21 protein-coding genes are annotated in these 20539 nt (G+C 68.6%); 16 read left to right on the forward strand and 5 right to left on the reverse strand.

What is annotated here, in order from left to right; genetic code table 11:
* The first annotated feature begins 97 nt into the window (after positions 1-97).
* The 16 genes from ABWP22_RS07140 to ABWP22_RS07215 all read left to right on the forward strand — a co-directional run bounded on the left by ABWP22_RS07140 (position 98) and on the right by ABWP22_RS07215 (position 16195).
* On the forward strand, positions 98-652 hold the full coding sequence (locus ABWP22_RS07140) for a type II secretion system protein N (RefSeq protein WP_353199267.1): 555 nt from the start codon (positions 98-100) through the stop codon (positions 650-652).
* Positions 649-2739 (forward strand): type II secretion system secretin GspD, encoded by a 2091-nt coding sequence (gspD, locus tag ABWP22_RS07145; RefSeq protein ID WP_353199268.1) that lies wholly within the window; start codon positions 649-651, stop codon positions 2737-2739. The genes ABWP22_RS07140 and gspD overlap by 4 nt, the downstream gene beginning before the upstream one ends.
* Complete coding sequence (locus ABWP22_RS07150) at positions 2736-4190, forward strand: GspE/PulE family protein (RefSeq protein ID WP_353199269.1); 1455 nt, start codon at positions 2736-2738, stop codon at positions 4188-4190. Before gspD ends, ABWP22_RS07150 begins: the two co-directional genes overlap by 4 nt.
* Positions 4183-5391, forward strand: coding sequence for a type II secretion system inner membrane protein GspF (gene gspF, locus ABWP22_RS07155; RefSeq protein WP_353199270.1), 1209 nt, complete (start codon positions 4183-4185; stop codon positions 5389-5391). The genes ABWP22_RS07150 and gspF overlap by 8 nt, the downstream gene beginning before the upstream one ends.
* Positions 5388-5825 carry a type II secretion system major pseudopilin GspG gene (gene gspG / locus ABWP22_RS07160; protein ID WP_353199271.1) on the forward strand — a complete coding sequence of 146 codons (438 nt, stop codon included), beginning with the start codon at positions 5388-5390 and terminating at the stop codon, positions 5823-5825. The genes gspF and gspG overlap by 4 nt, the downstream gene beginning before the upstream one ends.
* The gene (locus tag ABWP22_RS07165) at positions 5800-6396 is read left to right on the forward strand and encodes a GspH/FimT family pseudopilin (RefSeq protein ID WP_353199272.1); all 597 of its coding nucleotides are present in this window, start codon (positions 5800-5802) and stop codon (positions 6394-6396) included. Before gspG ends, ABWP22_RS07165 begins: the two co-directional genes overlap by 26 nt.
* Complete coding sequence (gspI, locus tag ABWP22_RS07170) at positions 6380-6748, forward strand: type II secretion system minor pseudopilin GspI (protein ID WP_353199273.1); 369 nt, start codon at positions 6380-6382, stop codon at positions 6746-6748. The genes ABWP22_RS07165 and gspI overlap by 17 nt, the downstream gene beginning before the upstream one ends.
* Positions 6745-7479, forward strand: a complete 735-nt coding sequence (gene gspJ / locus ABWP22_RS07175; RefSeq protein ID WP_353199274.1) for a type II secretion system minor pseudopilin GspJ — start codon at positions 6745-6747, stop codon at positions 7477-7479. The genes gspI and gspJ overlap by 4 nt, the downstream gene beginning before the upstream one ends.
* A complete protein-coding gene (gspK, locus tag ABWP22_RS07180) occupies positions 7476-8429 on the forward strand; it encodes a type II secretion system minor pseudopilin GspK (protein ID WP_353199275.1) in 954 nt (317 codons plus the stop codon). Before gspJ ends, gspK begins: the two co-directional genes overlap by 4 nt.
* Positions 8426-9466, forward strand: coding sequence for a type II secretion system protein GspL (gspL, locus tag ABWP22_RS07185; protein WP_353199276.1), 1041 nt, complete (start codon positions 8426-8428; stop codon positions 9464-9466). Before gspK ends, gspL begins: the two co-directional genes overlap by 4 nt.
* Positions 9463-9930, forward strand: coding sequence for a type II secretion system protein GspM (gene gspM, locus ABWP22_RS07190; RefSeq protein ID WP_353199277.1), 468 nt, complete (start codon positions 9463-9465; stop codon positions 9928-9930). Before gspL ends, gspM begins: the two co-directional genes overlap by 4 nt.
* Positions 9927-10583 (forward strand): type II secretion system protein N, encoded by a 657-nt coding sequence (gene gspN / locus ABWP22_RS07195; RefSeq protein ID WP_353199278.1) that lies wholly within the window; start codon positions 9927-9929, stop codon positions 10581-10583. The genes gspM and gspN overlap by 4 nt, the downstream gene beginning before the upstream one ends.
* Positions 10580-10984, forward strand: a complete 405-nt coding sequence (locus tag ABWP22_RS07200) for a hypothetical protein (protein WP_353199279.1) — start codon at positions 10580-10582, stop codon at positions 10982-10984. The genes gspN and ABWP22_RS07200 overlap by 4 nt, the downstream gene beginning before the upstream one ends.
* Entirely contained in the window at positions 10984-11691 is a 708-nt protein-coding gene (locus ABWP22_RS07205; RefSeq protein ID WP_353199280.1) for a hypothetical protein, read from the forward strand. Before ABWP22_RS07200 ends, ABWP22_RS07205 begins: the two co-directional genes overlap by 1 nt.
* 183 nt (positions 11692-11874) lie before the next feature.
* On the forward strand, positions 11875-13413 hold the full coding sequence (locus ABWP22_RS07210; protein WP_353199281.1) for a beta-helix domain-containing protein: 1539 nt from the start codon (positions 11875-11877) through the stop codon (positions 13411-13413).
* A 79-nt stretch (positions 13414-13492) separates the two neighbouring features.
* Positions 13493-16195: a TonB-dependent receptor domain-containing protein gene (locus ABWP22_RS07215; RefSeq protein ID WP_353199282.1), complete on the forward strand. Its 2703-nt coding sequence runs from the start codon at positions 13493-13495 to the stop codon at positions 16193-16195.
* A gap of 127 nt (positions 16196-16322) precedes the next feature.
* On the opposite strand, the gene ABWP22_RS07220 is transcribed toward ABWP22_RS07215, so the two are convergent.
* The 5 genes from ABWP22_RS07220 to cuyA are packed head-to-tail and all read right to left on the reverse strand — an operon-like array spanning position 16323 to position 20479.
* Positions 16323-16940, reverse strand: coding sequence for a prolyl hydroxylase family protein (locus ABWP22_RS07220; protein WP_353199283.1), 618 nt, complete (start codon positions 16938-16940; stop codon positions 16323-16325).
* Positions 16937-17680, reverse strand: coding sequence for a prepilin peptidase (locus tag ABWP22_RS07225; protein ID WP_353199284.1), 744 nt, complete (start codon positions 17678-17680; stop codon positions 16937-16939). Before ABWP22_RS07225 ends, ABWP22_RS07220 begins: the two co-directional genes overlap by 4 nt.
* Positions 17680-18795: a zinc-binding dehydrogenase gene (locus ABWP22_RS07230; RefSeq protein WP_502951098.1), complete on the reverse strand. Its 1116-nt coding sequence runs from the start codon at positions 18793-18795 to the stop codon at positions 17680-17682. The genes ABWP22_RS07225 and ABWP22_RS07230 overlap by 1 nt, the downstream gene beginning before the upstream one ends.
* Entirely contained in the window at positions 18792-19472 is a 681-nt protein-coding gene (gene cuyB / locus ABWP22_RS07235; RefSeq protein WP_353199286.1) for a cysteate racemase, read from the reverse strand. Before cuyB ends, ABWP22_RS07230 begins: the two co-directional genes overlap by 4 nt.
* A complete protein-coding gene (cuyA, locus tag ABWP22_RS07240) occupies positions 19472-20479 on the reverse strand; it encodes a D-cysteate sulfo-lyase (protein ID WP_353199287.1) in 1008 nt (335 codons plus the stop codon). Before cuyA ends, cuyB begins: the two co-directional genes overlap by 1 nt.
* Positions 20480-20539: the final 60 nt, after the last annotated feature.

The raw sequence follows: 20539 nt of genomic DNA on the forward strand, positions 1-20539 counted from the left end.
ACAATGCTGTAACCATACCGTCACACGCAGCCGATAGGGCAAGCTCTCGCTTCGAATCCGGCTTGGATTCCCGGCCCGTCCGATGGAGTGTGTGGGGGTGCAGAAGCTGATCGCCAATCACAGCCGGATGCCGCTCGCGCTTGCTGTCGCCGAAACCCTCGGCTGGAGCGTCGCCGGCATCGTGCTGGCCCGCGCCATCTGGCTGGCGGTCACGCCGGCCGGGCCGTTGGGCGCGCCGCCCCCCAGTCCGCCCCTGCGTTCCGCCACGGCGACGGCATCGCCGCTGGCGCTGGCGGGCAGCGATCCGTTCTTCCCGCAGGGCACGGCCGCACCCGATGCGGTGTCGGGTCTCGATCTGGCGCTGGTCGGCACCCGGGTGGACGCCGCCAGCGCGCGCGGATCGGCGATCATCGCCACGCCCGATGGCCGCCAGCAGAGCTTTGCAGTAGGCGACGAGATCATGCCGGGGGTGAAATTGGTGGCGGTGGAATTCGAATCGGTGGTTCTGGACCGCGGCGGCGCGCGCGAAACCCTGTATATTGATCAATCGCCCAGCGATGCCGCAGCGCCGACCACGCAACCGGCCGTGCAGGTCGCGCCGCCGCCACTGCAGGCCCCGCCCGCCACGCCGACCGGAGCGCAAGCAAAATGAAGCGCCGGATCATCCCGCTGCTGCTCGCCGCGCATCTCATCGCGGCACCGCTGCTTGCCCAACAGACGGTCAATCTGCGCGATGCGGATGTGCGCGCCTATATCCAGGATGTGGCGCGCGCCACCGGGCGCAGCTTCATCATCGATCCGCGCGTGCAGGGCAAGGTGACGGTCGTGTCCGAACGCCCGCTCGATCAGGCCGGTTATTTCGAGCTGTTCCTGTCGACGCTGCGCGCCAATGGCCTGGTGGTCACACCGGCAGCCGGCGGCGCGTTTCGCGTCGCGCCGGCCGATGGCGCCGCCACCCAGCCTTCGGGCGGCACCGGGCGCGACCGTTTTGAAACCATCGTCATCAATCTCAGCTTCATCGATGCCGCCAGCGCCATCGAAACGCTGCGGCCGCTGGTCAGCCGCGAAGGCCAGGTGACGGCGAATCGCGCCGGCAACGCGGTGATCGTCGCGGATTATGCCGACAATGTTGCCCGCGTGCGCGCCATTGCCCGGCAGATCGATCAGGATCGCGCCGCCGTGCGGGTGATCGCGCTCAAGCACGCCGGCGCGCGCGAGATCGCCACCAGCCTTTCCCAGGTGGCGCAAGGCAGCGCCGAAGGGCGGGGCTGGCAAGTGGCACCGGTCGATGCCAGCAACAGCCTCGTGCTGCGCGGTGATCCCGCCACCCTCGCCAAGCTGGCCCGCATTGTCGGCGATCTTGATCAGGCGGCCGCGGCCGGTGCCGATGTGCGGGTGATTTTCCTGAATCATGCCGATGCCGAGAAACTGGTGCCGGTGTTGCAACAGCTTGTCGGCCAACCGGTCAGCCCGGCCAGCCAGGCCGCGCCGCTGGCATTGCCGATGCAGAGCCAGCTTGGCGGCAACGGCGCGCAAACCGCCGGCCAGCCGCCGCAGCAACAGAACAGCGCGCCGCAACCGACGCCGACCACCGGCGGATCCTTGGGCACCAGCGGCTTCGTGCCCGGCGCCAGCATCGGCCGCGGCCAGGCGGTGATCGCGCGCTATGAAGGCGCCAACGCGCTGGTGATCGCCGCACCCGCCGATGTGCAGCGCCGGCTGGGCGAGGTCATCCGCCAACTCGATGTGCGCCGTGAACAGGTGCTGGTCGAGGCCGTCATCGTCGAAATCAGCGACATCGCCGCGCAGCGCCTGGGCGTGCAATTCCTGCTGTCGGGCACCGGGGGGAGCAACATCCCCTTCTCGGTCACCAACTACAGCAACGCCGCGCCCAATCTGCTGTCGGTCGCCGGCGCCATCGTGTCGGAACGCCGCTATGGTCAGGACAACAGCACGTCGGTGGCGCTGCGCACCGCGGCGGTGAACAGCCTGCTGAACGCCAACGGCGGCCAGTTCGGCTTTGGCGGCAATCTCGGCAGCGGCGCCGTGTTCGGCTTTGTCGTCAATGCGGTGAAGGCCGATACCGCCTCCAATGTACTGTCCACCCCGTCGGTGATGGCGCTGGACAATCAGCAGGCGCATATCCTGGTCGGCCAGAATGTGCCGATCGCCACCGGCCAGGCGCTTTCGAACAATTTCGACAATGCGTTTCGCACCGTGCAGCGCCAGGATGTCGGCATCGTGCTGGATGTGCGCCCGCAGATCAACGCCGGCAACACCATCAAGCTGAGCCTCCGGCAAGAGGTGAGCAGCATCGCATCGGCGGTGGTGACCGCCAACATCCCCGATCTGATCCTCAACAAGCGCGAGATCAGCACGACGGTGACGGTGGACGACGGCCAGATCATCGCGCTGGGCGGCCTGATCGACGAAAATGAACGCCGCGCCATCGAGAAAGTGCCGCTGCTCGGCGATATCCCCTTCCTCGGCAATTTGTTCCGATCGAAATCGCGCAATCGCACCAAGACCAATCTGATGGTGTTCATCCGCCCGACCATCATCCGCAATGCCGAGGATGCGGCGCGCATTGCCGGCGACCGTTATCAATATGTGCGCGCCGAACAGGCCAGCCGCGAAGGCAGCGCCGCCACCAGCCTTGATGCGCTGGTGCGTGATTATCTGAAGGCCACCCCGCCCGGAAACCCGCCAGCCCCGCCGGCCGAACCACCGAAACCATGACCGCGCCCACCCTCTCCTACGGCTTCGCGCGCGCGCAAGGGGTCATCGTCACGGCGCTCGGCGATGTGGCCGATGTCGCCCGCCGCGCGGGCAGCAGCGTGTCGGCGCTCAGCGAAGTACGCCGCCTTGCCGGCCGGCCGCTGCGCATCCGCGAGGTTGGCGCCGCCGAATATGATCGCCTGTTGCAGGATCATTATGCCGCCACCGCCTATGCCGGCGGTGCCGATGATCTTGCCGCCCTGTCCGATGATCTGCCGTCCGCCGAGGATCTGCTGGCCAGCGACGACGAAGCGCCCGCCATCCGCCTGATCAACGGGTTGATTGCGGAGGCCGCCCGCCTGAAGGCGTCGGATATCCATATCGAGCCGTTTGAAACCGGCCTGGTCGTCCGCATGCGGCTGGATGGCGAGCTGCGCGAGCTGCACCGCCTGCCGCCCGGCGTCGCGCCGCTGCTGGCCAGCCGCATCAAGGTGATGGCGCGGCTGGATATCGCCGAACGGCGCCTGCCGCAGGATGGCCGCATGGAACTGGCGCTGGGCGGCAAGCGGTTGGATGTGCGCGTCTCCACCCTGCCGGCGCGCGGCGGCGAACGCGTCGTGCTGCGCCTGCTCGATAAGGACAATGCCGGCATCGATCTGGTCGGGCTCGGCATGCCCGCCGCCATCGACGCGAGCTTGCGCGCCGCGCTGGCCGAACCCAACGGCCTGGTGCTGGTGACGGGGCCCACCGGCAGCGGCAAGACCACCACGCTCTATGCCGGCCTGAAATTGCTCAACGATGGCCGCCGCAATATCCTCACAGTGGAAGACCCGGTGGAATATGCCGTCGATGGCATCGGCCAGACGCAGGTGAATGCCCGCGTCGGCCTCAGCTTTGCCGCCGGCCTGCGCGCCATCCTGCGCCAGGATCCGGACGTGGTGATGGTCGGCGAAATCCGCGATGGCGAAACCGCCGGCATCGCCGTGCAGGCCGCGCTCACCGGGCATCTGGTGCTGTCGTCGCTGCACACCAATGATGCCGCCAGCGCCATCACGCGGCTGCGCGATTTCGGCGTGGAGCCGTTCCTGCTCGCTGCCACGCTGCGCGCCGTGGTGGCGCAGCGGCTGGTGCGTCGCCTGTGCCCGTCGTGCCGCACCAGCCGGCCCGCCGATGCCGGCGCAGCCAGCAGCCTGGGCCTGACCGCTGGCGATCCGATCTGGCACGCAGACGGCTGCACCGCCTGCAACCACACGGGATGGCAGGGCCGGGTCGGCCTGTTCGAAATCATCCGCATGACCGATGCGCTCGCCACCCGCATCCACGCCGGCGCCAGCGCGGTCGAACTCGCCGAGGCCGCGGGAAGCCCCGGCCTGGCCGCCATCGCCCGCCAGGCCGTGATCGATGGCCTGACCACCGCGGCCGAAGCGCTGCGCGTGATGGGCTTGCCGGAACTGGAGCCGGCAGATGGCTGACTGGCGCTACGAAGCGCTCGATATCGCCGGCCGCCCGCGCGCCGGCCGCCTCGCCGCGCCGACCCCGGAAGCCGCCCGCGCCGATCTGCTGGAACGCAAGCTGTTTGCCACCAAGCTCGAACCGGCCACTGCCGTCGCCACGCCAGCCGAAACCCGCATCAGCGGCAAGCTCAAGCCCTCGGCACTGGTGCTGTTCACGCGCCAGCTCGCCACATTGGCCAGCGTTGCCCCGCTGGAAGAAGCCTTGCGCACCATCGTGCGCCAAACCGAATCGGACCGCAGCAAGGCCGTGCTGGCCAGCGTGCACGGTGCCGTCGTCGAAGGCCGCCGCCTTTCGGACGCGATGAGCCTGGCCCCCGGCAGCTTCCCGCCGATCTACCGCGCCATGGTCGCCGCCGGGGAAGGCGCCGGCACGTTGCCCGCCGTGCTCGAACGTCTCGCCAATCTGCTCGAACGCCAGGCCGAACTGAAGGGCCGGGTGCAATCGGCGCTGGCCTATCCGGCGGCGCTGGCCATCGTCGCCACCTTGGCAGTCGGCGCGCTGATGGCCTTTGTTGTCCCCACCATTGCCCGGCAATTTGCCGACATCGGCCAGACCCTGCCGCTGCTCACCCGCATCGTCATGGCGCTTTCGGCCGGCCTCGCCCGTTTCTGGTGGCTGATCCTGATCCTCATTGCCGGCGGTGCGGCCTTGTTCGGCCGGGCGCTGCAGGATGCGGATTTCCGGCTGCGCTTCGACAGCTGGCTGCTGCGGCTGCCCATCGTGGGGCGCCTGCTGCGTGATCTGGCGGCCGCGCGGCTGGCACGCACGCTGGCGATGATGGTCGCCAGCCGCCTGCCGCTGGTCGATGGCCTGATGCTCACCCTGCCCACCATCGGCAACCACGCCATCCGGATGCGCGTCGCCGACATGGCCAGCGACGTCAGGGAAGGCGCCAGCCTGACCACCGCCATGAAGCGTGCTGCGGTGCTGCCGCCGTTGCTGGTCGCCATGGTGGCCGGCGGCGAAAGCGCCGGGCGGCTCGATACCATGCTGGAACGCGGCGCCGAGGCGCTGGAGCGCGAATATGATGCCGTCACCCGCACCGGCCTCGCCGTGCTGGAACCGGCGATCATCCTGGTGATGGGCGGCGCAGTGGCGATCATCGTGCTCGCCATCCTGCTGCCCATCCTGCAACTCGAGAGTCTGGCCGGCGCATGAAACTTCGCAATCGCCCCAAACCCAACGGCTTCACGCTGATCGAGCTGATGGTGGTGATCGTCATCATCGGCATCCTCACCACCGTGGTGGTGATCAACGTGCTGCCCAATGTCGACAAGGCCGCCCTCACCCGCGCCCGTGCCGACATTGCCGCACTGGAAACCGCGCTCACCAGTTACAAGGCCGATACCATGGTGTTTCCCAGCACCCCGCAGGGCCTCGCCGCGCTGAAGGCCGCACCTGCCGATCTTGGCAACCCCGATCGCTATCGCCCCGGCGGCTACCTGACGCGCCTGCCCGATGATCCCTGGGGCCACCCCTATCAATATGCCAGCCCCGGCCGCCACGGTGCCTTCGACATATGGTCGATGGGGCCGGACGGCACCAGCGGCCCGGGAGGGGAGGCCGATGACATCGGCAACTGGAACCTCTAATGCGCACCAACTCCCTCCCCCTTGCGGGGAGGGCGACTCGGCGGCAGCCGAGCGGGGTGGGGGTTCGCGCCTGTCGTTTCGGCATGCGCAACCCCCACCCCGCTCGCGCCAAGGGGCGCGAGTCGCCCTCCCCTCAGGGGGGAGGGAGCTTCACCAAGCCGGCTTCACCCTGGTGGAACTCACCGTGGCCATGCTGATCATCGGCATGGCCAGCGCGGCATTGCTGTTGTCGTTGCCGGCGCCGGGTGGCGATGTGCGCCGTCAGGCCGACCGGCTCGCTGCCCATGCCGCCGCGGCGCGCGATCTGGCGATCAGTTGCGGCTGCGCGGTGCGACTGGCGACAGACGTGGCCGGCTGGCAGGTGCTGCGACTGGCCAGCGGGAACGCATGGCTGCCCGATCCGAACCTGAAGCCCACCGCACTGCCCGCCGGGATGGCGCTGCCGGTGACCAACATCGATTTCGATTCCACCGGCCTCGCCACCCCGGCACGACTGTTGATCAGCGCCGATGGCAGCGCGGCGGCCGTGACCATCGATGCTGCAGGAGGCGTGCGTGCCGGTGCAGCATGACGTCCGCTCTGGGGGCTTCAGCCTGATCGAGGTGATGGTCGCGCTGGCCATTTTCGCCATGGCTGCGGTCGCGCTGGTGCGGCTCTCTGGCCTGTCGCTGTCGGGCGCCGTGCATCTGGCCGATCGGCAATATGCGGCCACGGTGGCGCGCAACCAGACGCTGGAGGCCATGCTGTCCCCCACCGCCCCCGCCGCCGATCAGGGCCGCGAACGCGCCGGCCAGCGCGACTGGCCCTGGCAGCGCCGGGTGGCGCCCGGCCCGGTGCCGGGCACGCAAGTGGTGACCGTTGAGGTGCGCGGTGATGCCGGGCAGATCGTCGCGACCGACCAATTGCTGTGGAGCGGGCAGTGATCCCGAGTGCGCCTCCTCAACTCCCTCCCCCTTGTGGGGAGGGCGACTCGGCGCCAGCCGAGCGGGGTGGGGGTTCCACGTGCGGCCACACGCATACCCCCACCCCGCCGCGCTTCGCGCGAGTCGCCCTCCCCACAAGGGGGAGGGAGCTGAACCAATCCGGCTTCACCCTCATCGAACTGCTTGTCGGCCTGTTCCTGTTCGGCGTGATGGCCGCCGCCGGCACCGTGCTGCTGGGCAGCGCCGTGCAGGCCGGTGACAGCAGCCGCGTGCTGCTGAACGATGCTCAAGCGCACATCCGCCTGCGCGCGTTGCTCAGCGCCGATACCAGCCAGGCCGCTCCCCGGCCGTGGCGCGACGCCGAAGGCCGCAGCCGGCCGGCCTTCAGCGCCAACGACGGCGCGCTGTTCACGCTGGTCCGACGCGGCTGGCGCAATCCCGATGGCGCAGCGCGCGCCAGCCTGCAGCGCGTGAGCTGGGCCATCGAAGGCGGCAAACTGATCCGCCGTACCGCGTCGATGCTGGATGGCGACGCGCCGGGCAGTGCGACGGTGCTGGCCAGCGGCATCAGCAGCGCCCGGCTGCGCCTGTTCGGGCGCAGCGGCTGGCAGGAAACTTGGGCGGCCACCAGTCCCGCCGCCCTGCCGCGCGCCATCGAATTGACGCTGGCCGGCAAGGACCTGGGCCAGGTGCGGCATGTGCTGCTCATCGGGCCGGGAGGGGCAACATGAAGCGCTCCGTTCCCAAGCACGAGCAAGGCGCAGCGCTGATCAACGTCCTCGTTCTGGTCGGCGTGTTGGCCACGCTTTCGACCAGCCTGTTCGACCGGCTGCGCCTCGCCCGCGCGCTGGAGGCCAATCGTGACGGCCGTGCCCTCCAGGAAGCCGCCGTTCTCGCCGCCGAAACCGTCGCGATTGCCAGCGTCTCGCCCGCCGTGCCGCTGCCACAAGCCGGCTTGCAAATCGCGGCCCCCGGCACTGGCCCCGGTGCCCGCGCCGCGGTGACGCCCGGCGGCAATTGCTTCAACCTCAACAGCGTTGCCCTCGGCGCGCCGGGGCGCAGCGTCACCAGGCCACTTGGCGTCGAACAACTCGCCCGCCTGCTCACCGCCCTGGATGTGCCATCCGAAGAGGCCGCCCGCATCGCTGCTGCCACCGCCGACTGGATCGACATTGATCAGCAACCCGGCCCCGGCGGCGCCGAAGACCCGGCCTATGCCCGCGCTGCCACGCCCTATCGCACCGCCTCGACCTTGCTGGCCGAAGTGTCCGAATGGCGCGCGGTGGCTGGCGTCACCCCGGCGATCTATGCCCGCGCCCGGCCCTTTGTGTGCGCGCTGCCCGAAGCCGAATTGTCGCGGCCCAACCTCAATTCGATGCGCCCGGCCGATGCGCCGGTGCTGGCGGCGATTATCGGTGCGCCACTGGCCACGGTACGCGATGCGATCGCGGCACGGCCCGCCGCCGGTTGGGCCAGCCTTGCCGATTTCTGGGCGCAGCCCTTGCTGGCGGGGCGGGCCGTGGCCGCCGATGCCTTGCGCCAGCCCGATCTGCGCAATCGCTGGCTGGCGTTGACGGTGACGGGCCTCGATCCATTGCAGCCGATCGCCGCCACCGGGCTGATCGATGCCGGCCGGGCACCGGCGCGGCTGGTGGTGCGGCGCTGGGGGCCCGACGAATGATTGTCCTGTATCTCGCACCACAGGTGCGCTGGCAGCGCTGGGGCGAAGGCCGGCTGATCGCCAGCGCCGCCGGCTGGCCTGTTGCCGATCCAGCGGTGCCGCTGGTGCTCGCCGTGCCCGGTGAAGACGTGGCGCTGCACTGGATCGATCTGCCTGATCTGGCACCGGCACAGGCCGCCGCTGCCGCCCGGCTGGCGCTGGCGGATCGGCTGGCGGAAAGCGACCCGCACATCGCTGTCGCACCAGGTTCAGGCCCGCGCGCTGTCGCCGTGGTCAGCCGCACCGTGATGGCCGGCTGGCTGGCCGAACTGGCGCGCAATGGCCTCAATGCCAGCCGCATCATCCCCGATCCGCTGCTGCTGCCGGTGCCGTCCGCCGGCTGGGGAGTGGCGCGCGAGGGCATGCGCGTCGTGGCGCGCAGCATGGCTGCCGCCTTCGCGGCCGAGTCCGATCTGGCCGCCGCGCTGATCGGCACCGATGCGGTGGCGGAGGTCGCGCTGGCCCCGCCCATGCCGGACGCACTCGATCTGCTGGTCGGCGATTTCGCCACCGTCACCCGCTGGCAGGCCCCCGCCGGCCTGTGGCGGCGCTGGGCGCTGCTGGCGGCGACCATCGCCGGGCTGTGGCTGGCCGGCGATATCGCGGCGCTGTTGCGCGCCCGCGCCGCCGCCAGTGCGGCCCATGCCGAAACGCTGGCGCTGGCCCGGCCGCTGCTCGCGCCGGGAGGGATTGGCGGCGCCGGCGATGGCACGGCAGCGCTGGCCGGCCTGGCGGCCGTCGCGCAGCAGCGCGGTGCCGATGGCGGCTTGGCAACCCTGGCCGCGCCGGTCGTGCAGGCTTTGGCCGCACGCCCCGGTGCCGGGCTCGGCAGCCTCAGCTACACGCCGGCCGGCGGGCTGATTGCGGGTGTGGCCGGCGGCCCGGCCGAAGCCCAGGCGCTGGCGTCAGCGCTGGCCCCGTCGGGCCTGACCGTCAGCGTTGGAGCCACCCGCGCCACGGCCGACGCCAGCATCACCGACGTGAGGTTAAGCAAATGATCACGGTCTTCACCCCATGGTGGAACGACCGCACCCCGCGCGAGCGTGCGCTGCTGGCGATCATGGCCGCGCTGCTTGCCGCCGTGCTGGTCTGGCTGGTCGTGCTGCGGCCGCTGGGTGCCGCGCGCGCGCAGGCGACAGCAGACGCCAGCACCGCCGTCGCTCGCCATGCCGAGGCGCAGGCGCTGGTCGCGGCCATCCGCGCCCGCCCCGCCGCCACGGGGGTCCCGGTGCAGGACATCCTCAACCGTCGGCTGGCCGAAGCCGGCCTGCAAGCCGCGCGGCTGGAGGCGCAAGGGTCGGGCCAGGCGGTGGTGGAAATCACTGCAGTCAACGGCCGGCTGCTGCTCGGCTGGGCCAGTGGGCTGGAGGTGCGCGATGGCCTGGTGATCGATCAGCTGGAGGCGACGCGCAATCCCGACCAATCGGTGCGCGTGCGCCTCACCGTGCGGCGTTCGCAATGACGCGTGTCTGGCCTCTGCTCACCGGCCTTGCCATCGGCGCGCTCGCCCTGTTGCCGGCGCGGCTGCTGCTGCCCGCCCCGCCGCTGTCCGCCGCCAGCGTATCGGGCAGCATCTGGCGCGCAAGCCTTGACGGTGCCGCCATTGGCAGCGCCCGCCTGGGTCCGATCGATCTCAGCCTGCAACCCGGCGCGCTGGTGCAGGGCCGGCTGCAATGGCAATTGGCCGGCGCCGTCACCGGCCGGCTGTTCCAGGGCGCTTCGGGCGGCGGCGGCGAGGGCCTGACCGGCACGCTCGCCGGCACCGCCCTGCCCGGCCTGCCCCTGGCCGGCCTCACCCTGGCCGACACCGGCATCACACTGGATGTCGATGGCCGCTGCCGCAGCGCGTCCGGGCAGGTGAGTGCCACGCTGGCCATCGCGTTGGCCGGACAGACCAGCCTAAATGGTGCGCCACGCTGCGACGGCGCGGTGCTGCTGCTGCCGCTGGCCAGCCCGGATGGCCGGGTGCGGCTGGACTTGGCGCTCACGGCGCAAGGCTGGCAGGCGCGGCTGGCCATCGCCGGTGCGGCCCCGGCCGAAACCCTGGCGCTGGCCGCCGCCGGCTTTGGACGGGTGAATGGAGAGACTGTGCTGAATCGCGAGGCATCATGGTGATCGCCGCCCTCATCGCCGCGCAACTGGCCGCCGCCAGCCTGCCACCCAGCCTGTCCGAACTGCCGCCGCAGCCGCTGCCCGCCGGCGAATGCGCGCTGTTCCTGTGGGACCGCGCCTCCACGAAGCGCTTCGCCATGCTCGGCCGCAATCCGGCGCTGCTGCGGCTGGTGATCGATGGCCAGATCAATGATCTGCCGGTCACCACCGCCGAAGGCACGGCCGTGCTCGGCTTTGCCCCGGTCAGCCGGTACCGATCCGCCACCCGCAGCTATGAGGTGCGGTTGACCATCCTGCCCGCCACCGCCGGCGGCGCGGTGGTGCGCGATGGCAGCCTGACCATCACCGAAGCCGATGGCAGCGCGCTGGTGCTGCCGGTGGCGGGCCTGGCCGGCTGCCCGTGATGGCGGCGCGCCGGAACACCCCTCGCGAATGGGCGATCGCGATTGGCGGCGGGCTGGCGATGGCGGCGGCGCTGGTTTTTCTGCTGCGCGGCGCGGGTTCGGATATGGCCCCAGAAGCCCCCGTGGTGGCGACCATTGCCGCGCCGCCCGCCGCGATTGCGCCACCGGCGCCCCCTGTTGCGGCCGTCGCGGCCCCCACCGATCTCGCCCTGGCCGGTTTGCGCACCGGGCCGGATGGCGGCATGGCCATCGTGATCACCGGCGGCCGGCAATATCTGCTGCGCCCCGGCCGCAGCCTGAACGCAGCAAATATTGGTGGCTTGCGGCTGTTGCGGGTGGAGCCGGGCCGCGCCATCCTCGCCGGGCCGGGCGGCGAGCAGATCCTGGCCTTTCCCGATGCGCCCAGAACGGCCGCCGCCGGGCCATCGCCACCGCCGGGTGGCGATCCGAAACCGTGGCTGCTGGCCACCGCCCCGCTGCGCGGCGCCCAGGGCCTCGATGGCTGGCGGGTGACCAGTCTCGCCGGCTTGCCCCTGCTCGCCCGCGCCGGGCTGCGCCCGGATGACATATTGCTGGCGGCCAATGGCGCTGATCTGATGTCTGAAGAAAAGATCATGGAGCTGCCGCAGGAGCTGGCCGCCAACGGGCAATTGGCCCTGCGGGTGCGTCGCGGCGGTCAAGTGATGGAAATCATTGTCAAACCCTGATCGGGTCTGGCGCATCTCCGCCGTCACTGTCTTCATATTGCAACATAGTTGTTATCCTTCTGCAATGCAGATGCAATTTCAGTGACGCGAATCGCGCCTATCTGCGGCCCTAATTCGGGGGCAGACACAATTGGCCATCGTCGCACCCCGGACAATGCCAACACACGGCCAAAGGGGTGTCCCATGAATCTTCGTCTTCGTGCCTTGTTGCTGATCGGTTCGGCTGTGGCGCTCGCCGCCTGCGATGGTGCCAGCAACATTGCTTCGCCTGGTGAAGGCACGCTGATCGTTCCGGCACCGGCGCCGGCACCCGCCCCGACCCCGACACCGACCCCCACGCCAACGCCCACCGGCCCGGCCGCCGATTGCCCGACCGGCACGGCAAATGTCGGCGTCATCAACAGCCTGCGCAACTGCTCCATCTCCGGCACCGTCACTGGTGCCCTGACGCTGCGCAACATCCGCGGCGTGGTCTATTCGCTCAATGGCCGCGTCAACGTCGGTGTCGATCTCGGCTCTGATCCGGGCGCGCCGGCCGCTGGTGGCAGCCAGGGCATCCTGACCATCGAACCGGGCGTGGTGGTGTTCGGTTCGTCCGGCGCCGATGCGCTGGTCATCAACCGCGGCTCGCAGATTTTCGCGGAAGGCACCGCCACCCGCCCGATCATCTTCACCAGCCGTTCCAACATGGAAGGCACGGTGAATGACAGCTCGATCGGCCAGTGGGGCGGCATCGTCGTCCTCGGCCGCGCGCCGATCCACACCTGCGTCGGCGCCGGCGCCACGCCGGGCACCGCCTCCTGCCAATCGGCCGTGGAAGGCCTGACCGGTGCGTTCTACGGCGGCGGTTCGCCGTCCGACAACTCGGGCCGCATGCAATATGTCCAGGTTCGCTACCCGGGCTTCGAAGTCAGCCCCGGCAACGAGCTGAACGGCATCACCTTCGCCGGTGTCGGTTCCGGCAGCTTCGCCCAGAACATCCAGGTGCACAACAGCTCGGACGACGGGATCGAATGGTTCGGTGGCCGCATCAACCACAAGTTCTTGGTCATCACCGGCGCCGACGATGATTCGGTAGATACCGACCTCGGCTTCAAGGGCCTGATGCAATATGTGCTGGTCGTGCAGCGCAGCAATGGCGGTGACCGCACCATCGAAGCCGACACCGGCGGTAACGAAACCCGCACGCCCCGTTCCAACCCGCGCATTGCCAATTTCACCTTCATAGGCCGCCGCGCCTTTGATTCGGTGCTGCTGCGCGGCGGCACCGATTACGGCCTGGTCAACGGCATCATTTCCAACAGCGCGGCCAGCTTCTGCCTCGACATCGATGGCAACCAGACCGCGGTGACCACCGCCGACACTGCAACCGATGAAGCCGGCGGACCGATCTTCCGTTCGGTGATCTTCGGCTGCCCGGCCGCCGCCCGTGACGAAAGCGACGTGCCGGTGGCGAACATCACGCCGCTGATCACCGGCAACAACAACCTGCTGCCGCCGGTCACGCTGACGTTGACCAGCGACTTCCTGCCCGGCACCTTCGAAACCGCCGCCGTGGCCACCAATCCGCGCACGGCGTTCACCGGCACCGGCACCTTCTTCGATGAAACCACCTTCGTCGGTGCCTTCCGCAACGCCACTGATACCTGGTACACCGGCTGGACGTGCGGCGTCGGCGCTGGTGCCACGGCCTGCACCGCAGCGCCGTCCCCGATCCAGTGATCACCCTGACGGCCGGGGCGTTTCCCGCCCCGGCCGTTTGCCAAGCCACGCGACGTGGCGTTCCCAGGGGGTCTTGAAAATGAACATGCCAAAGCCGCTGCACATCCTGCTTTCCACCACCATGCTGGCCGGCATGGCCGCCCCGGCGTTTGCGCAGGCGGCAGCGCCCGCTGCGCCGCCGGCGCCGCCTGCCGCCGAAGATGCCGTGCCCGAAGAAGAGCCGGTTGACGTTTCCATTCCCGGCGGCGGTGGCAGCGAGATCGTCGTCATCGGTCGCCGCATCCCCAATACCGTGCGGCTCAGCCGCGAAGTGGTCTCGGTGCTGAGCCAAGCCGATATCGCGCGCACTGGTGAAGGCGACATTGCCGGCGCACTCAAGCGTGTCACCGGCCTGTCGGTCGTGGGTGGCCGCTATGTTTATGTGCGTGGCCTGGGCGAACGCTATTCGCTGGCGCTGCTGAACGGTCTGCCGATCCCGTCGCCGGATCCGCTGCGCCGCGTGGTGCCGCTGGATCTGTTCCCGACCTCCGTTCTGGCCTCCTCGATCGTCCAGAAAAGCTATTCGGTGAACTTCCCCGGCGAATTCGGCGGCGGCGTCATCAACCTGACGACCCGCGCCGTGCCGAAAGAAGCCTTCTTCACCGTGGGGGGCAGCATCGGTGCCAACACCGCCACCACGGGGCAGCTCGGCTATGTCTATGCCGGCGGCAGCACCGATTGGACCGGCTTTGACAGCGGCATCCGCAATCTTCCAGCCGGCGTGCGCGCCAGCCAGGACAGCGGCAAAGCCTTGGCGGTCGGCAGCAATTACACGCTGAGCCAACTGCAGACGATCACGGCGTCGCTGGCCAATGCGGAAACCAACGTGATTTTCCGCAACGACAATATCCCGGTGAACTGGGGTGCCAACATGTCGGGCGGCCGGGCCTGGGATATCGGCGATGGCCGCATCGGTTTCGTGTTTGCCGCCGGTTTCTCCAACGATTGGCAGACCAAGGCCGGCAAGCAGCAATTGTCGGGCGGCGTGGCGATCGGCACCGGCGGCCAGCGGCAGCTGAACGCCGATCAGGATTTCAACTTTGCCTCCACCGAATTTCGCAGCGTGTTGAACGGCCTGTTCAGCGTGGGGGCTGAATTCGGTGATCACAAGATCCGGTTTTCGAACCTGTATGTGAACGACACCATCAAGGAAGCCCGCATCCAGGCCGGCACCGACGATATCAACGTCGGCAACGATCGCCTGTTGCAGCGCAATGCCACCGCCTTGTTCCGCCGCCAGTTGATCGACACGCAAGTGGTCGGTGAGTTCAAGTGGGACAATCTCACGCTCGAGCTGCGCGGCACCTATGCCAACACCAAGCGTCTGTCCCCCTACGAACGCAACAACAACTATGCCTTCTCGGCGCAGTTCAAGGATTTCGTCAACGATCTGCGCTCGCCGGGTCAGGCCAGCACGGTGGCGTTCAGCCGTCTGAACGAAAATGTGCTCGCCGGCGGGATCGATCTTGGTTACCGCGTGCGCGACGGGGCCTTCCCGGTGCGCTTCACCGGCGGCTATGCCTATACCAAATCCGATCGCAGCTCCGAACGCTTCGATTATCGCTATCAATCCAACGCGGCGCTGCCTGGCGGCGTGACGCAGCAACGGCCGGATTTCCTGCTGTCGGATTTCAACGTCTACACCTACGGCATCAACCTGCAGTCGATCTCCACCGTATCGCCGCGCTATGAAGCGGCACTGACCACCCAGGCCGGTTATGCACAGGTGGAAATGGAACCGGCCGATGGCGTGCAGATCGTTGGCGGCATCCGTTATGAAAGCGGCCGTCAGAATGTGACGCCGGTTGACGTGTTCAATTCCAATCCGGGTTCGGCCTTCAACACGCCGACCAACATCAACCGCGGCTATTGGCTGCCGGCGGCAACCCTGACTTGGAATTTCATGGCCGACATGCAGTTGCGGTTTGCGGTCTCGAAGACCGTCGCGCGTCCGCAATTCCGCGAACTGGCGCCGCAGCCCTATTTCGACACCGAAAGCGATCGTCTCAGCTTCGGCAACCAGTTCCTGACCAATTCGGAACTGATCAACGCCGAAGCGCGCTACGAATGGTATTTCGGCCGCGACGAGAAATTGTCGGCTGGTGTCTTCTACAAGGATATCAAGAACCCGATCGACGCCATTGCCTTCGTGCAGGGCGGCACTTTCCAGACGACGTTCGCCAACGCGCCGAAGGCCCAGCTTTATGGGGCCGAAATCGAAGCGGTGAAATATTTCGATCTGGGTGGTTGGGGCGATTTCTTCGCCAGCCGCCGCTTCTTCATCTCGGCGAATTACACCTTCACCGATTCGAAGATCCAGGTGAAGGCCGGCGATACCACCCGCTTCCCGCTGTCGGGCGCCATCGTTCCGGCGACGGACATCTTCCTCGATGGCCGCCCGCTCACCGGCCAGTCCGATCACCTGGTGAACCTGCAGCTCGGCTTCCAGGACGAAGACGGCCTGTCGGAGCAGACGTTGCTGTTCAACTATGCCAGCACCCGCGCCGCCTTCCGCGGCCCGGCCGGCCAGCCCGATCTGATCGAAAAGCCGGGCATCCGGCTCGATCTGGTCATCCGCCAGGGTTTCAAGGTCTTCGGGCACGAGATCGAAGCCAAGCTGGAAGGCCGCAACCTGACCAACACGCGCTATCAGGAGTTCCAGACCCTGAATGCCAGCCGGATCGACACCAACACCTATGTGCTGGGCCGTACCTTCCAGGCGAGTGTGTCGGCCAAGTTCTGAGCCATTGCGCATCGCAAACCGCCGGCGCTGGCAACAGCGCCGGCGGTTTTGTTTTTTGAAGTCAGAGTTTTGGGCTCCCTCCCGCTTGCGGGGAGGGCGTTGGGCGCTGAACTTGATCGCAAGGATTCTACACCACCGGCGGGAACCGCCGTGGCTGGTCGCGGAACCAGGCGGTGATGATATATTTGGTGCCAGCGCGCACCGGCAGGCCGGCGTGCAGCGTGGACGGATTGGGCGTGCCATCGGGCAAACGATTGTTCCAGGCCAGCAATTTGCCGGTTTCCGGCTGGAACAATTTGTTCAGATGCTGGAAGCGGGTCGCGCCGCCGGCATCGGGCTGATTGAGATAGACCATCATCGTCCAGGTGCGCTGGCCGCCGTCTTCGGTGTGCGGGAAAAAATCCAGTCCCGTCGGCTCGAAATAGTCAGTGTGCATCTGAAACTGCTGGCCCGGGGCATAGCGCTGGCCCTGCAATGCCTCCGCATGGGCCAGCGGCAGGCCAGCATAATCGGCCAGCCGGCGATAGACCGTCCCGACCAGTGCATCATCGGTCGGCAGATCCGCGGTTTCGCTGGTGCGGAAATCGGCCGATGCGCCATAGGCATCGGTGATGGTCGAAGGCCGGCGGTGGACATCGATCAGCGCGACCAGGCCGGCACATTCGGCGGCGGAAAGGAATTTCTTCTTCTGAAGCAACTCCACCCGCTTGTCGGGCAAACGCTGGGCCCCGGCAAAATGGTTCATCGCAGCAGTTCCCTCCAGCCTGGCCCGATCCACAGGCCGATCAACGCCACCCCGGCGAGCAAGGCACCCAGCGGCAGCCGCGTCATCCCGGTCACATGGCGGCCGCGCAGCGCATCCCAGCCGGCCAGCCCCAGGCCCACACCGGCCGCCGCGCTGATCAGCAGCGGCAAGGCCCACGCCCCCAGCATCGCCCCAAGCCCGGCCAGCAGCTTGGGATCGCCGCCGCCCAGACCATCATGCCCGCGCCACCAGCGATAGGCGACCCCGACCAGCCACAGGCCGGCAAAGCCCAGCCCGGCCCCCCAAAGCCGCTCCGACAATGGCGGGCCGGGCAGCAGCAACGCCACTGGGATCAACGGCAGGGTCAACAGGTCCGGCAACCATTGGTGCTCGGCATCGAGGATGATCAGCGTCAGCAGCCACCAGCCGACCAGCGCCAACAACAGCCCATCAACCCCCGGCCAGCGCCACAACAGCGCCGCGCCGATGGCAGCCGCCGCCAGTTCGATGGCGAGATGGCGCGGCGCAATGGCCGTGCCGCAGCGCGCACAGCGACCCCGCTGCGCCAGAAAGGACAACAAAGGCACCAGTTGCAGTGGCCCCAGCACCACGCCGCACGCATCGCAATGCGACCGCCCGGTGATCGCCTGTCCCTGCGGCCAGCGCCAGGTGAGCAGCGCCAGGAAACTGCCGGCAATCAACCCCAGCACCGCCCCGGCCGCCACCCATAAGGCCAGCATCAGGGGATCAAGATCTGGCGCACCGCCTGGCCGCTGGCCAGCGCATCGAGCGCATCGTTGATCTCGCTCATGGGCCGCACGCTGGTCAGCAGCCGCTCCACCGGCAGGCGCCCGGCGCGCCACAGCGCGATGTAGCGCGGAATGTCGCGCGCCGGCACCGCCGATCCCATATAGCTGCCGATCAACGTCTTCGCCTCCGCCACCGGCTGCACGGCCGGAATGGTGAACGGGTCGGCCGGGTTGGGCAGGCCCACCGTGACGATGCGCCCACCGCGCGCCGCAGTGCGATACGCCTCAGCCAGCACCTTGCCGCTGCCGACGCTTTCGATGGCGACGCGCGGCGCGCCGTGGGCGGCAAAGGCGGCGGCGGCGTCTTCGGGGGCAACGGCGGCCCGCGCACCCAGCGCCAGCGCCAGCGCGCGCTTTTCCGCGACCGGATCGATGGCGATCACCGGCTCGGCGCCGGCGGCAATCGCGCCCATCAGCGCGGCCAGGCCAACCCCGCCCAGGCCCCAGATGGCTACGCTCTCGCCCGGGCGCACCACGGCCGAATTGAACACCGCGCCCACGCCGGTCAGCACGGCGCAGCCGAACAGCGCGGCGATCTCGGCGGGGATATCATCATCGATCACCACACAGCTGCGCTCATCGATCACCGCGTGGCTGGCAAAGGCCGACAGGCCGAGATGATGGTGCACATGCGCACCGCATTCCGACAGGCGAAAACCGCCGCCGAGCAATTCGCCCTTGCCGTTGGCCGCCGCGCCGTTGGGGCACAACCAGGATTCGCCGCTGTGGCAGGCCGTGCAATGGCCGCACGCCGGCAGGAACGCCATCACCACACGTGCACCCGGCGGCAAGCGCGTGCCCGGCCCGGCGGCTTCGACGCGTGCGACGGCTTCGTGGCCCAGCGCCATCGGCAGCGGGCGCGGACGATCGGCGTTCACCACCGAAAGATCGCTGTGGCACAGGCCGGCAGCCTCGATGCGGACCAGCAGTTCACCGGGGCCGGGCGGCGCCAGATCGAGCGTCGCCAACCTGAGCGGCCGCGAGGTGGCATAGGGGCGGGCGGCGCCCATGGTGTCGAGCACGGCAGCGATGGTCTGGGTCATCATCCATCCATATCGGGCAATGCCGCTGCCGCCAATGTCGCGCGGGCCAGCGCGGCGGTCGAATCGATCAGCGGCACGGACACGTCGGCTTGGCGGAGCAGCAGCGGCACTTCGGTGCAGGCGGCGATGATCACGTCGCAGCTCAGCGCCAATCGCGCTGCTTCGCCGGCCAACGCGGCGCGCACCGCATCGCTGCGGTCCCCGGCCTTGATGGCGTTCACCGCCGGCTGCACCACCGCCAGATCGCCCGCGATCACCGGCACAGGGCTGGCGCGGCCATAAAGATCGAGCGCCAGCGTCGCGCCCACTGCCAGCACGCCGATACAGCGCGGGCGGTGGCCAAGCGCTTCGGCCAATGCGGCATCGATCATCGAGACAAACGGCACGCCGGCATCGATCGCATCGGCCCAGCCATGGGCAGCATTGCACGGCATCGCCAGAACCTGCGCGCCCTGCGCCACCAACGCCTGCGCCATTGCGGCCAGCGCCGGGCCTGGCGACGGCCCATCCCCACGCACCGCGGCATTGCGATCGGGCACATGCGGGTTGCTGTCGATCAGCACGCGGGGATGGTCCGTATCGTGGAGGGCTGTCACGCCTGCCACCAATCGGGCCAGAAAATCGGCCGTTGCCGCCGGTCCCATGCCGCCGATCACCCCGATGACCCGATAGGCGGGCATCAGTTCAGTTCGGGATCGCGCAGCACATGGGCAAAGGCCGACAGGCTGGGCGAACCGCCAGTGTGCAGGAACAACACGCGTTCCCCCGCCGCAATGCGGCCATCGCGCACCAGCCCGATCAGCCCGGCCATGGCCTTGCCGCTGTAGACCGGATCGAGCAAAATGCCTTCCTGCGCCGCCAACAGCCGCACCGCCGCCACCATGTCGCGCGTCGGCAGCGAATATCCGGGGCCAACCCATTCGTCCAGACAGACAATATCGCCCGCCACCGGCTGCGGCGTGCCCAGAAGATCGGCGGTGGCCTGCGCCAGCTTCAGCACATTGGCTTCCTGTTCAACGCGTTGCCGGCGCACGTTGACGCCAGTCACCGGGATGCCGGCGTTCAGGGCGACCAGCCCGGCGACCAGGCCACTATGGGTGCCGGCGCTGCCCGAAGCCACCACGATCCGATCGAACGCCACACCCGTTTCGAAGCTCTGGTCCATGATCTCTTGCGCGCACGCGGCATAGCCGAGCGCCCCCAACGGCGAAGACCCGCCGCCGACGATCACATAGGGCCGCCCACCCGCCGCGGTCACCGCCGCCGCATCCGCCGCCATCTCGGCCGCCAGATCGGCGCCAGCCTTGACCATGCGGACGTTGCTGGCGCCCATCAGATCGAACAGCAGATTGTTGCCCAGCGCTTCAGTGGCATAGCTGCCGGGCACCCGCTCCTCGATCACCAGCCGGCACTTCAGCCCTTCCCTGGCGGCGGCGGCCAGGGTGAGCCGGCAATGATTGCTCTGCGGCGCGCCCACCGTGATCAGCGTGTCGGCGCCCTTGGCCAGCGCATCGGCGACCAGAAATTCCAGCTTGCGTGTCTTGTTGCCACCCCCGGCCAGCCCCAGCAGATCATCGCGCTTGATCCACAATTCCGCGCCACCCAGCGCAGCGGAAAGGCGCGGCAGCGGTTCCAGCGGGGTGAATCCGGGCGTGTAGCGGCGACGGGGGAAGCGAGCGAGGTTCATGGCCAGCGCAATGGCGCAACTGGATCACCATTGGAAGAGGCTTGCCGCCGAAAACCGGCG

The sequence above is a fragment of the Sandarakinorhabdus sp. genome, assembly GCF_040398665.1.
In the GTDB taxonomy this organism is placed as follows: Bacteria; Pseudomonadota; Alphaproteobacteria; order Sphingomonadales; family Sphingomonadaceae; genus Sandarakinorhabdus.

Coding starts and splice junctions, on each gene's coding strand:
- gspD (WP_353199268.1), top strand. CDS start 649: ATGAAGCGCCGGATCATCCCGCTGCTGCTCGCCGCGCATCTCATCGCG.
- ABWP22_RS07150 (WP_353199269.1), top strand. CDS start 2,736: ATGACCGCGCCCACCCTCTCCTACGGCTTCGCGCGCGCGCAAGGGGTC.
- gspF (WP_353199270.1), top strand. CDS start 4,183: ATGGCTGACTGGCGCTACGAAGCGCTCGATATCGCCGGCCGCCCGCGC.
- gspG (WP_353199271.1), top strand. CDS start 5,388: ATGAAACTTCGCAATCGCCCCAAACCCAACGGCTTCACGCTGATCGAG.
- ABWP22_RS07165 (WP_353199272.1), top strand. CDS start 5,800: ATGACATCGGCAACTGGAACCTCTAATGCGCACCAACTCCCTCCCCCT.
- gspK (WP_353199275.1), top strand. CDS start 7,476: ATGAAGCGCTCCGTTCCCAAGCACGAGCAAGGCGCAGCGCTGATCAAC.
- gspL (WP_353199276.1), top strand. CDS start 8,426: ATGATTGTCCTGTATCTCGCACCACAGGTGCGCTGGCAGCGCTGGGGC.
- gspM (WP_353199277.1), top strand. CDS start 9,463: ATGATCACGGTCTTCACCCCATGGTGGAACGACCGCACCCCGCGCGAG.
- gspN (WP_353199278.1), top strand. CDS start 9,927: ATGACGCGTGTCTGGCCTCTGCTCACCGGCCTTGCCATCGGCGCGCTC.
- ABWP22_RS07205 (WP_353199280.1), top strand. CDS start 10,984: ATGGCGGCGCGCCGGAACACCCCTCGCGAATGGGCGATCGCGATTGGC.
- ABWP22_RS07210 (WP_353199281.1), top strand. CDS start 11,875: ATGAATCTTCGTCTTCGTGCCTTGTTGCTGATCGGTTCGGCTGTGGCG.
- ABWP22_RS07215 (WP_353199282.1), top strand. CDS start 13,493: ATGAACATGCCAAAGCCGCTGCACATCCTGCTTTCCACCACCATGCTG.
- ABWP22_RS07220 (WP_353199283.1), bottom strand. CDS start 16,940: ATGAACCATTTTGCCGGGGCCCAGCGTTTGCCCGACAAGCGGGTGGAG.
- ABWP22_RS07225 (WP_353199284.1), bottom strand. CDS start 17,680: ATGCTGGCCTTATGGGTGGCGGCCGGGGCGGTGCTGGGGTTGATTGCC.
- ABWP22_RS07230 (WP_502951098.1), bottom strand. CDS start 18,795: ATGATGACCCAGACCATCGCTGCCGTGCTCGACACCATGGGCGCCGCC.
- cuyB (WP_353199286.1), bottom strand. CDS start 19,472: ATGCCCGCCTATCGGGTCATCGGGGTGATCGGCGGCATGGGACCGGCG.
- cuyA (WP_353199287.1), bottom strand. CDS start 20,479: ATGAACCTCGCTCGCTTCCCCCGTCGCCGCTACACGCCCGGATTCACC.